Here is an 11,751-nt window from a genome sequence, read left to right as displayed (position 1 = left end):
CTTTATAAAATTAGCCCGAGATTAAGCCAGGAAGCATTAAAACCGTAAATTGCTATAAAAAGAACGGCAGTTCCAAGAAGAAGCATAAAAAACGGTTTTTCACCAGCATCTTTTCGATAAATTTTAAATCGAGTTCTTAAGGCAAAGACGAATAAAATGAGAAGGTAAAAAGAAAGAACTCCAGAAACACAGATTAAAATTGTGCTTAAGAAAGAGAAGCCTTCTGTCAAACTCATCAAGACAATCATAAATGGAACGATATAGTCTTCCGTAAAATCAAAAAAACTTGTTTTTATAAGCCGGTGAATGCCGTATGAAATTGCGGCAAAAAAAATCGTCATAAAAAAAGGATATATTTCGCTTATGCCAAGTCTGGCAAAAACATATTCGTCCAACAGATAAGCAACTGATGAAACAGAAACTGTAATAAAAAGCGATTTTAAGACATCTTTTAAATAACAGCGAGGAGTTTTTCTTATGGTAAGAATTTTTTTTAATCCGACACCATAATAAAGTGCTATTGAGCCAAAAAAAAGATAAAAGAAAATGATTTCAAGCATTTTTTTCTCCTGCAAAAACGCCATTTATTTTTAGGCCGGCAAAAAAAACAAGAACTGTCAAAACCATACAGCCCGGAATTGTCGCAAAAAAGGACATAAATGAATTTCCTGCAAAAAATGGAATTTCAGGTATTTTTATTACTAAGAGCGACTGCCATTTTGGAAGCGTTATTGTTCCGAATCCTAAAGTGTCTCTTAAAACAAAAATTATAAAGCAAAATGCAGAAATGCTGAGCGATTTTTTTAATTTATCAAGGCAGCTTTCTTTTATTGATTTTTTTATTCTAAGATTAAAAACCGTTATTACAACAGCGGAAACCGCAGGCAAATAAAAAGAAAAGCCGATTGTAAGGGCTGCAACAGGGCAAAAAATGACAAGCAGCTGCTTATATAAAATTGTCAAAGCAACAAGTTCAAGAGAACAAATTCCAAGACGCAGAAATTTTACATTTAATAGATTTATTGCATAAAGCATCAGCGTCAGAAGAACTACAGAGACATTAAAATGAAGCAGCGCAAAAACTCCGTATGCAATTCTTCCTGGAAAAGAAAGAACTATTGCAAGTGTTGTCCCAATGTAAATAAGAAATTTTTTATAATCAGTCATCAAAAAGTCCTGCCTTTTGTAAAATTTTCGGCAACAAAGATTTCCAATAGCGTATATGGATTTCCTGGAAATCTGGGGTCATTGTCTGTTTTAAATTTCCATTTTCAATAGCAAATCCTGCAAATTCCGCCTCATATTCAGAGCACAGAAAAACCGTTGGCGCAGGTCCCGAAATTGTAGAAATCCGCATTATTACGGCATAATAACGGCTTGAATCGTTGTTTTTTTTACAATTAAAAACTGCCGCTCCAGGTGAAAGCTGCGATTTTAATTCGACAAAGTCTCCCGTTTTATATGTGTTTTCGGAATATTTTTCGAGAGTCTGCTCCACACTAACCTTTAGACCGTTTTTCCAGAAACTTTTTGCAAGGAAAATCATTGTAATTAGAATTGCGCAGGTTACGATAAATGCTCCTGCCAGAATACTGATTTTTATTAAAATTATTTTGTTTTTTTCGCTAAGCATTTGTTCCTTCCTCAAATTCTTTTACGCGTTCAAGAAGAATTTTTTTAACTTTTTTGATTTCGGCAATTTTTTCAATATGCTGGATAAAAAGGCTTAAAACATTCATCAAAAGAACTGTAAAAACAGCTCCTGCTGGAGAAGTTCCGGCTCCAATTATCAAATATGCAAGAACTCCGGCAAAAAAAGCATAAAATGCCTTTCCTAAAAGAGACATTGGAATTGTTCCGGCAAACTGAAGCAAATAAATCGAAGAAAAAAGGAGTCCGCTAGTGCAAAATGCAAGAAGAAGGTCGCCATGTCCGCTAAATCCAAAGAAGTATGGACCTAAAAATACTAGAATACCATAGGTTAGTAAAAAAAGTCCGGGAATCATCGCCTTTACAATATCCATCGAAATTAAAACAATCGAAGAAATCAGCGTTATAAAATTGAATCTGAATGCAGGAATTAAAGAGCCGGTGTCCCAAAAAAGAGAAATATAACCGTCTGGAATTGAAAATCCAAAAAGCGAAAAAATCGTCCTGTTAAAAAACGATGTAATTTTTGAATCAAGGGCAAGCATTGGGAATGTGCCGTTTTGAATAAGTTCCAGAGATGGATTTCTTGCAAATATAATTTCATGCGTGAGCTGCCAGTCTGGAAAGAGCGAAGTTCCCAAAATCCAGCAGATGCAGACAGAAAGACAAGGAAGATTTATCCAGCAGTCTGCAAAGCTTCCGATAAAATATCTTGAACAGACAAATACAAAAAAAACTGTAAAAAAAACAGCATAAATAGGAAATGCTGAAGGTAAAAAAAGTCCAGCTAAAATTCCTTGAATAATTGAATTGAGAAAACTGTAGGAATCTTTTCTTTTTCCGTATGTTTTTTCAAAAACTTCTGCCAAAAGTGTCGCTGCGACAGCCGCCAGAATTACAAAAAGGTTTGCCCAGCTTTTTGTTATAAAAAGCATAAAAACATGGCAGGCTAAGAATGTGAGTAAAAAAATTGCATTTGTTTTTTCAGAAAAATTCAAATATGAAAAAGGATGCAATGTAATTTTTATTTTATTTTTCATTTATTTTTCCTTTTTTTAAGAGCGCAATTGTCTGGCTTAGCGGAATTCTTGATGGGCAGACAGAATTACACAAAGAACATTCTGTGCACAAAATTGCAGTTTTTTCGATTAACTGCAATTCGCTGTTGTTGTGGTCTCTATTTTTAAAGCATCTGTAAAGAGTTTCTGGCGAAAGTCCTACAGGACAGCAGCTTAGACAGTTTCCACAACGAATGCAGCTTTGTTCTGTCTGGTTATAAAGTTGTCTGAAAGGAATAAATGCCACCGATTTTATATCTTTTGAAATTGGAATATCTATATCCGAAACAGAATTTCCTGTAATTTTTCCATTTATTATAATTTTTCCAGGTTCTCTTTTAAAACCGCCGGCCTGTTCTGCAAGTTGTCGCAAACTTGTTCCTGTTTTTACACTTATTACGGCTCCGGCGTTAAGGCAGTCTCCAGTAACTTGAATTTCTGCTGTAATTTCTGGTTTTTCCAAAACAACTGCATTGTAAACATTCAGTGCCGTAACAGAATCTATGAATAAATCGCGGTTTCCTGTATTCTTAAAAATCGAATTTTTGAGCATTTTTTTTGCTGCATTGACAATCTCGTGTATAAAACCATTTGGATATTTTTTTGCATCAATCGAAACAACTGCTGTTTCTGTTTCAAAACTGTCAGCAAAATTCTGTGGAATTGATTTATTGCTGTCAAAGGCAAAAAGAATTCCTTTTGCTTCCATTGCTTTTGCAGTAATTGCTACGCCGGTCTTTATTTTTTCAAAATAATGCTCAGTAACAAAACTGTCAGTAATTCTTGAGGGATCTTCAGAGTAAAGCCGAACTACGAGAAAACGGTCTTTTGTTTTATCAAGATTTTTTATCTGAGCATTGAGCGGCTCAGGAGAAGAAAAAGTGTTTAAAACTCCTCCCTCTTTCATTAAAAAAATCAGTGTTGAAGAATCTTTTGACTTCCATTCTTTTTCGATGATTTTTTTTCCAGTAAAAGAAAAAACTCCTTCGAGCCGGATTTTTGCGGCATAACCTTCATTTCCGTCTGCAAATTTTGAATAAACGATATTTATAACAGTTCCAGGAATCGAAGAATGAATGCAGGTATCCTGAGATTTTGCAATAACCTGCCCTTCTTTTACCGTGTCTCCGGCTTTTACGAGAATTTCAATTTCATCTTGGCTGCTTTTTTTTAGAGGAATTACAACTGTTTCTGGAATAAATCCGCTTACAGTTTTAGTAATTAATCCAGTATCTTCTGAAACGAATTTATAAATTGGCCTCATTTTTTTTATTTCCCACAAAATAATATAAAAAGAGAATCAATGGAATAAATGCAAAAAAGCTCAATACTAGAGGAACTGCTTTTTCTGAACTTGTTCCTGCGTTTTTTGTGTATCCATAAGATGTATTTTTCCCCTGCAAAAGCAGAACTTTTTCAAGGGCAGGATAATCGCTTTTGTTTATCTTATCATAAATCGAGTGAACAAAGGAAGAATCATAGGTCAAAACTTTATTTTGAGATGAAAAAATCTTCTCTTTTCCAGAGGAATTGTCTTTTCCAATAAAAAAATCTGGAATAACGATGCTCTCGCCAAAAGAATTTTGAATTTCAGTCGAAGAAGAATTCAATTTTCTGAACGGAAAAGAAACTGTAAACCAGCTCCAGTCAACAAAATCTTCAAGATTTGGAAGCATTTCAGCATCTTTTGAACTTTTTGAGTTTGAAGAAAGAGGAGCCGGAAGAAAAGGTCTTTGATCAGAGAACGAAGCCTGAGAAATTCCTGAAAAAATCGACGAAAATGCAAAAAGAAACGCTATAAAGACAAAAACAATTCCAAGCAAAAAAGAATTTGATGAGGTGACGGTTTTTACGTCTGAAGATTTTTTGATGTAAACAAAATTAAACTGAAGATTTCCATTTTTTTTGCAGAAAAATGAATAAAATTCTTCAAAAACCTTAAGTCCGAGCCAACCGCCTGCAAAAGAAACTGCAAATAAAAATGAACTTAAAACCGACGAAAAAGCAAGCGCAGTAAAAGAAAAAACAATCATTGGCATTATAAAAACAGCGTTTTTCGAATCTTTAAAAAAACCGTCTCTGCCGTAAATTTTTACGAGAAGAAAATTTGCAAAAAGTGAAAGAAAAATTGCTCCGCAGACTGTGTACAAAGGTCTTGTAATCGACAAAACAAGAAGCTCCAGAGAGACTATAAGAAATTTAAATTTCTGTTTAGAAAAATAAAAGAGAACAGCGAAAAAAATAAAAGCTAAAAAAGGACAAATCCACGGAAAAACGGCTCCCCCGTCACATGACGCAAAGGTTTGTGAAAATCCGTTTATTTCGTAAACTGCATTTTTCAGAGCGGAAGTGTTTTTTTCTGGAACATAAAATACAAAATATGTAGAAGATTTGTCTCTAAAAAATCCGTTCTTTCTGTAAATATATGAATTTTTCGGCTGAACTTGGATAGGTGAAAATTCTGAATAGACAGGGCTTTTCTGGTTCACCCTGCTCACGACATTTTTGCAGCCGTTTTTTTCAAGAATTGAACAGATATTTTGTTCAGAAAGTTTTTCGGACTTTACATAAAGAAGCCGCCAGCCTTTCCAAAGCTGGCTTTCTGGAACAGCGCGAAAACAGATTACAAAAAAAAAGGTCAATGCAAATAAAGCAGAAGAAGCCAGAAGTTTTGTCGAAATTTTCATTGCAGCCTACAAAACTAAAAAACCGATACCGACAAAAAAACCAAGAATACAGCCAACGATAACTTCCATCGGAGAATGTCCTTGAACTTCTTTTAGATTTTTGTATTCCTGGACAAGTCCCTGATCTTTTAAAAGATTTCCGATTCTGTTAATCATATTTGCCTGAATTCCATTTGCTCTTCTTACACCGACAGCATCGCGGATTGTAACCATAAAAAAACAGAAAGAAAGAACAAACAGTCCGGAATTGAATCCTTCCGTAATTCCAATGCAAGTACAAAGGCAGGCGACAAGGGCGCTATGGCTTGAAGGCATTCCTCCGGTTCGCCATATCAGAAGTTCAACAAGCTCTTTTATGCTGTGGACTTTTCCAGCAAAAAGTTTTATGAGTGTTTTTAAAAACTGAGCAAGAAACCAACTGGAAACACAGGCAAGAAATATCGGAGAAGACAAAAGAGTTTGAAACTGTACCCATACACCTTTAAACATACTCATTATTTTATCGGTATGCGCATTTTTGTCTAGTTATTTAAGCATTTTATGCAGACATTTTATATTGAGCTTGTACAAGCTTTGTTTGTCAAAATTGAAATTTTTATAGGTTCTGTTTATAGTTTATAAGTTATGGAATTTATTCGCTTAAAAACTGGAAAAGATGATGAAGGAAGAAGACTCGACAGAATTGCAAAAAAACTTCTCTCAGAAGAAAATCTTTCGCAGCTTTATAAGGCTCTCAGAAACGGATTGATAAAGGTCAATGAAAAAAAACAGAAAGGCGAATATAGAATTCAAAAAGGCGATGAAATAAAAATAGCCTCGTTTTTAGCGGAAACCGCGCTTCTAACAGACAAAAAAAATCAAAAAAAAATCACTTCTCTTCCAGAAGGATGGATAGTGCTTCGTACTCAAGAACTTCTTTTTTTAAACAAGCCTTACGATCTTCCTGTTCAAAAGTCAAAAGCCGGCGAACTGGCTCTCAATGTTTTTGTCCAAGAAGATTACGATTTTTTTAATTCTAAAAATGCTCAAAAGAGTCTTTCATTTAGAACAGGTCCTTTGCATCGTCTTGACAGAAGAACTACAGGGCTTATTGCTTTTAGCCAAAATCTCGAAGGTGCGCAGGAGTTTTCTAAGGCAATTCAGGAACACAAAATAAAAAAAACTTATATTGCAATCATTGAAGGCGCTTTGGGAAAAACAGAAATATGGACAGAAAAAATCAGCAGAAATGAAAAAGACTTAAATAGTTCAAAATTTCATACAGTTTCTGTAAATTCCGATTCAAAAAATTCAAAGGAAAGCTATACAACGGTAATTCCGGTTGCGTACGGAGAATATAAAGGCATTCAGGTTACTTTCGTAAAATTCGTAATTTCTACAGGAAGAACTCATCAAATTCGCGCAACGAGTGCTTACCACGCGCATCCTCTGCTTGGAGATACAGTTTACGGAGCAAAACAGATTTCAGAAAAACAAAATCTTTTTCTCCATTCTTATTCTTTGGAATTTCAGGAAAATCTATTCAACCTTCCGAAAAAAATAGTTTGTCCTCCAGGAGAAAATTTCGTTTCAGTTTTAAAATCCTCCTTGATAAACTTGCCTTGTGAATTATAATATGGGTATGAATATTGGAGAAATTCTTAATTTTAAACAAAAGCCTCTTCAAGTTTTTGCATTTTTCGGTCCATCTGGCACAGGAAAAAGTTTTCGCGCAAAGCTTGTCGCTCAAAAATATCATATAAAGGCGATAATTGATGACGGGCTTTTGATTTATGAAGACAATATTCTTGCCGGGCATTCCGCAAAACTTGAAAAAAGTTATATGGGGGCAGTTCGCGTTGCGCTTTTCGATGACAAAAAGCACAGAGACAGCGTAGCTCTTGCAATTCAGAAAAAACAGATAAAAAAAATTCTGCTGCTCGGCACAAGCGAAAAGATGGTCAATAAGATTGCAATGCGCCTTCAAATTCCTCTTCCGGAAAAATATATAAGAATCGAAGACATTGCCACTCCTCAGCAAATTGAAGAAGCCCGTATAAGCCGGCAGATTGAAGGAAAGCATGTAATTCCAGTCCGCTCGTACGAGGTAAAAGAAGCTGGAAATTATTCAAGAATTTTTGTTTCAAAAGTAAAAGTCAGCCTTTCAAAAAGAAAGTTTTTCCGTCATTTTTTCAAAACAGAAGAAAAGAAAACTACAGTCGAAGTAAATGCAAAGCTTTTTGAAAAATCTGTAGTCCGCCCGGCCTTCTCAGTTACTGCAAGAAAAAATATTTCTCAGGCTCATCTTGCAGGCCTTGCAGGAGATGCAGTTAAGAAATTTAACAGCTTAATCCGCTTAAAAAGTTTGAACATAAAGGCGGACAAGACAGGATACCGTTTTTTTGTGACGATAGATGTTCCTTTTGGAGAACCGCTTACAGAATTGAGTAAAAATTTAAAAAATTACGTGACTTCGTCAATCGAAAAAAATGCGGGAATTCTCCTTGAGGATATTTCGATTATTGTAGACCATATTTTGGTTTCGGATTTAAAGACTGCATAAAAAAACACCTTAAAAAACGCAATTAGCGTCTGTATTTCAAGGTGTTTTTTCTTGGATTTATTTTTTTTATTTATCTTATCTCGGCAATTTTTTCTTCTGCCGGAAGAAATTTTACAGTTTTTCGAACTTTAAATGCGCTTTTTGGGATTTTTATTGCGACTCCGAGTGTTTTTAAAGCCAGACGAATTGCGTATTCAAGTTCTGTGCGCTGTGGATTTATTGGAAGAACAAAATTTCTTACCTGAGCCCAAGTTTTTAAATAAAGTTCGCCAGTTGCCGTTTTTCCAGAAATTTCTTTTTTCCAGTCTGTAAGCGTATCGACAAAATCAATAATCAGATAGAACAGTTTTTGTCCGAGCCTTACAGTTTTGTCTTTTTGAACTATTTTGTCCATTTCTGCAAGGTGCTTCATATAGCTTTGTTCAAATTTTTTTGACTGATACATCATGCTGCTTGCGTTCGGCTGAAGGTACATATAAAGATCAGTCTTAAGGCAGGCTGCTATAATTTCAGATGAATGGCCAGAATTCAAAATTTTCAGCATTTCTTCTGTCAAACGGCTTGGACTTACAGGAAGCAAGAGATGCGCACTTTTCCTGATTTTGTGTTTTAATGCAAAGCCCATTTTGCAGCTGCAGGTCGAACTGTATTTTACTGCGCGCAACATTCTGACAGGATCTTCTTCAAAAATTCTGTTCAAAGGAATTACAGGTCTTAAAATATGATTTTTTATATCCTGCACTCCGCCGACATAATCGATAATCTGCTCTTTTGAAGGATCATAATAAAGAGCGTTTAGAGTAAAATCACGGCGCTGAACATCTTCTTCAATCGAACCAAAACTGTTTCCTACACTTCCGTCAACTGTCGAGCGGAAAGTTGAAACTTCAAAAATCTTTTCCCCGAAAAAAACATGGACAAGTCTGAATCTCTTTCCAATAATCCGGGAATTTCTAAAAAGTTTTTTAATTTTGCTTGGAGTTGCATTTGTAACAATGTCAAAATCTTTTGGAGTTTTTCCAGTAAGCAAATCTCTTACTGCCCCTCCGACGATGTAAGTGTTAAAGCCACATTCTTTTAAATGAAAAACAACTCTAAGGCAGTCTGCGTCAATTTTGTCTAAAGAAATTTTATGTTCTTTTTTTGTATAAATAGCGGCGGTTTTTACAGGCCGTCCACGTCCGTCTTTGGAATATCTGTATAACACAATGCTCCTATTCTAACGAATTGATTTATTATGCTCAATAATGGTAGAATAATAGTATAGGACTTGTATTGTTCTTGAAATTGAAAACTATGGGAGTTTTTTTATGAAGGGTATAATTCTTGCAGGAGGAAGCGGAACCCGTCTCTATCCGCTCACAAGGGCTGTCAGCAAGCAGATTCTTCCAGTTTATGACAAACCTATGATTTACTATCCGCTAAGCTGTCTTATGCTTGCAGGAATCCGCGAAGTTTTGATAATTTCAACTCCACGCGATTTGCCGGTTTTTAAGGAGCTTTTTGGCGATGGATGCCAGCTCGGAATGAAATTTGAATACGCGGTTCAGGACAAACCGAGAGGTCTTGCAGATGCTTTTATTGTTGGAAAAGAATTCATCGGAAACGACAGCGTTGCTCTTGTTCTCGGCGATAACATTTTTTACGGCCAGCGCTTTTCAGAAAGCCTTTTAAATGCTCGCAAACGAGTGGAAACAGAAGGCGGAGCGACAATTTTCGGTTATTTTGTAAAAGATCCGACAGCCTACGGAGTTGTTGAATTTGACAAAAACGGAAAAGCTCTCGGAATTGAAGAAAAACCTGCAAAACCAAAATCAAACTATGCAGTTCCTGGACTTTATTTTTATGACAACAGCGTTGTAAAAATTGCAGAAAATGTAAAGCCTTCTGCCCGTGGTGAAATCGAAATCACTTCTGTTAATAATGAATATTTGGTTCAGCAAAAACTCAACGTAGAAATTCTGGGACGCGGTTTTGCCTGGCTTGATACAGGAACATACGAAGGCCTTTCAGAAGCCGGAAATTTCATCGAAACAATTCAAAAACGTCAGGGAATGTATGTTGCTTGTATAGAAGAAATTGCATTTAACAACGGCTGGATTACAAAAGATGCGCTTCTTGAAATTGCAAAAGGCTTTAAAACCGATTACGGCTCTTATTTAAAATATATTGCGGAGAATTTTTAATGTCTTTTGAGTTCAATAAATGCCCAATTGAAGGATTATGGGAAATTCAGCCAAAAATTTTTGGAGATGCCCGTGGTTACTTTGCAGAAACATATTCAGAAAAAGACTTTTTTGAAGCCGGTCTTACAATGAAGTTCGTTCAGGACAATCAGAGCGCTAGCAAAGGAGGCGTTTTGCGCGGGCTGCATTTTCAGACAAAGCATCCTCAAGGAAAACTCGTTCGTGCGCTTGAAGGAAAAGTTTACGATGTTGCTGTAGATTTACGAAACGGCTCTCCTGCTTTCGGAAAATCTTACGGAGTTGTTCTTGATTCTCAGAAAAACAATATGTTTTACATTCCGGAAGGTTTTGCGCACGGTTTTTATGTAATTAGCGATTTTGCAGTTTTTACATATAAATGTACGGATTTTTATCATCCGGAAGATGAAGCTGGTCTTATGTGGAACGACAAGACTATTAGCATTGACTGGCATTCAATCTGTGGAGATGTAGAGCCTCTTTTGAGCGAAAAAGACAAAAAACATCCAGCCTTTGATTTTTCAAAAAAATATTTTGATATGAGCGCCCATTGGATTGGAGAAAACTGAGATGATTTGGGTTCTAGGTTGCAGGGGAATGCTCGGTTCTCAGCTTTGTGAGCTTTTTCAAAAGAATAAAATTGCTTATGCAGGAACAGGCAGCGAAGTCGATGTCGCAGATTTTTCTGAGCTTGAAAATTTTGCGAATAAACTTGAGATAGGTTCTGGTTCTAAAATCGATTTTATCGTAAATTGTTCTGCTTATACGGCTGTTGACAAGGCAGAAGACGAAAAAGAATCTGCTCAAAAAATTAATTCGGCAGGACCTCTTAATTTGGCGCGGATTGCTGAAAAAAAAGGCGCTGCAATTATTCACATAAGCACAGATTACGTTTTTGACGGAAATGCTGTTCAGCCAATTTTGGAAACTGAAAAAAAATCTCCGGCCAGCGTTTATGGAAAAACAAAAGCCAGTGGCGAAGACAATATAATTTCATCAACTCAAAGGTATTATATTCTTCGTACAGCGTGGCTCTACGGTTTTTATGGAAAGAATTTTGTATACACAATGACAAAAGCCATGAACAGCAGGGAAAGCGTCAGAGTTGTCTGCGACCAAAAAGGAACTCCGACAAACTGTTCGACTTTAGCTCAAGTCATTTTTGAAATTTGCAACAAAAAAACTGTTCCATACGGAATTTACAACGTGACCGATGCCGGCCAGACCACCTGGTTTGATTTTTGCAGAGAAATTTATTCACTTGGAACAAAATACGGACGAATTTCAAATAACTGCGCAATCAACAGCTGCACGACAGACGATTATCCTGTAAAGGCAAAGCGTCCTGCTTACAGCGTGCTTGATACTTCAAAAATCCAGTCAGCTTTGAACATAAAACTTCCAGATTGGAAACTTTCTCTCGAAGATTTTATAAAAGATGAAAGGTTTAGTGTAAAATAGTCAAATTTTTTTATTTTATGCTTTTTATTATGCACGAGGAGATAAGATAAAAACAGCCGAAAATGTCGTCTGTTTTTATCCTAAAAAGTTTGCGTTGCAAACTTTCTTATCATCGGTTGTTTCTCAGTTCGTTGCGAAACAACTTAAAA

13 protein-coding genes are annotated in these 11,751 nt (G+C 35.9%); 5 read left to right on the top strand and 8 right to left on the bottom strand.

Translation table 11 applies throughout. The annotated features are described in order from the left end of the window. Positions 1–2: 2 nt before the first annotated feature. From B2X33_RS07245 to B2X33_RS07215, 7 genes are read right to left on the bottom strand one after another with little or no spacing between them, the layout of a single operon-like run. A complete protein-coding gene (locus B2X33_RS07245) occupies positions 3–560 on the bottom strand; it encodes a hypothetical protein (RefSeq protein WP_296022629.1) in 558 nt (185 codons plus the stop codon). Then, positions 553–1,167 (bottom strand): hypothetical protein, encoded by a 615-nt coding sequence (locus B2X33_RS07240; RefSeq protein ID WP_296668671.1) that lies wholly within the window; start codon positions 1,165–1,167, stop codon positions 553–555. Before B2X33_RS07240 ends, B2X33_RS07245 begins: the two co-directional genes overlap by 8 nt. Beyond that, complete coding sequence (locus B2X33_RS07235; protein ID WP_296668669.1) at positions 1,160–1,633, bottom strand: hypothetical protein; 474 nt, start codon at positions 1,631–1,633, stop codon at positions 1,160–1,162. The genes B2X33_RS07240 and B2X33_RS07235 overlap by 8 nt, the downstream gene beginning before the upstream one ends. Then, positions 1,626–2,690, bottom strand: coding sequence for an RnfABCDGE type electron transport complex subunit D (locus B2X33_RS07230; RefSeq protein ID WP_296668667.1), 1,065 nt, complete (start codon positions 2,688–2,690; stop codon positions 1,626–1,628). The genes B2X33_RS07235 and B2X33_RS07230 overlap by 8 nt, the downstream gene beginning before the upstream one ends. Further along, positions 2,680–3,972, bottom strand: coding sequence for a hypothetical protein (locus B2X33_RS07225; RefSeq protein ID WP_296668665.1), 1,293 nt, complete (start codon positions 3,970–3,972; stop codon positions 2,680–2,682). Before B2X33_RS07225 ends, B2X33_RS07230 begins: the two co-directional genes overlap by 11 nt. Further along, entirely contained in the window at positions 3,956–5,395 is a 1,440-nt protein-coding gene (locus B2X33_RS07220; RefSeq protein ID WP_296668664.1) for a hypothetical protein, read from the bottom strand. Before B2X33_RS07220 ends, B2X33_RS07225 begins: the two co-directional genes overlap by 17 nt. Positions 5,396–5,401: 6 nt before the next feature. Further along, positions 5,402–5,890, bottom strand: a complete 489-nt coding sequence (locus tag B2X33_RS07215; protein ID WP_296022623.1) for a divergent PAP2 family protein — start codon at positions 5,888–5,890, stop codon at positions 5,402–5,404. A gap of 129 nt (positions 5,891–6,019) precedes the next feature. Here B2X33_RS07215 and B2X33_RS07210 point away from each other — a divergent pair, with 129 nt between their 5' ends. Both B2X33_RS07210 and B2X33_RS07205 read left to right on the top strand, forming a co-directional pair. Continuing rightward, positions 6,020–7,009 carry an RluA family pseudouridine synthase gene (locus tag B2X33_RS07210; protein ID WP_296668662.1) on the top strand — a complete coding sequence of 330 codons (990 nt, stop codon included), beginning with the start codon at positions 6,020–6,022 and terminating at the stop codon, positions 7,007–7,009. 1 nt (position 7,010) lies between these two features. After that, on the top strand, positions 7,011–7,937 hold the full coding sequence (locus B2X33_RS07205; RefSeq protein ID WP_296022621.1) for a hypothetical protein: 927 nt from the start codon (positions 7,011–7,013) through the stop codon (positions 7,935–7,937). A 70-nt stretch (positions 7,938–8,007) separates the two neighbouring features. Here the strand turns inward: B2X33_RS07205 and pcnB are convergent, their stop codons facing one another. Further along, positions 8,008–9,144, bottom strand: a complete 1,137-nt coding sequence (gene pcnB / locus B2X33_RS07200) for a polynucleotide adenylyltransferase PcnB (protein ID WP_296668661.1) — start codon at positions 9,142–9,144, stop codon at positions 8,008–8,010. Positions 9,145–9,247: 103 nt separating this feature from the next. On the opposite strand from pcnB, the gene rfbA reads away from it, so the two are divergent. The 3 genes from rfbA to rfbD are packed head-to-tail and all read left to right on the top strand — an operon-like array spanning position 9,248 to position 11,602. Then, positions 9,248–10,123 (top strand): glucose-1-phosphate thymidylyltransferase RfbA, encoded by an 876-nt coding sequence (rfbA, locus tag B2X33_RS07195; RefSeq protein WP_296022619.1) that lies wholly within the window; start codon positions 9,248–9,250, stop codon positions 10,121–10,123. Next, complete coding sequence (gene rfbC / locus B2X33_RS07190) at positions 10,123–10,710, top strand: dTDP-4-dehydrorhamnose 3,5-epimerase (protein ID WP_296668659.1); 588 nt, start codon at positions 10,123–10,125, stop codon at positions 10,708–10,710. Before rfbA ends, rfbC begins: the two co-directional genes overlap by 1 nt. A 1-nt stretch (position 10,711) precedes the next feature. After that, positions 10,712–11,602, top strand: a complete 891-nt coding sequence (gene rfbD, locus B2X33_RS07185; protein ID WP_296668658.1) for a dTDP-4-dehydrorhamnose reductase — start codon at positions 10,712–10,714, stop codon at positions 11,600–11,602. Positions 11,603–11,751 lie beyond the last annotated feature (149 nt).

The sequence above is a fragment of the Treponema sp. UBA785 genome (assembly GCF_002297065.1).
Lineage (GTDB): Bacteria > Spirochaetota > Spirochaetia > Treponematales > Treponemataceae > Treponema_D.
This window is presented reverse-complemented; position numbering and strand designations above follow the sequence as displayed.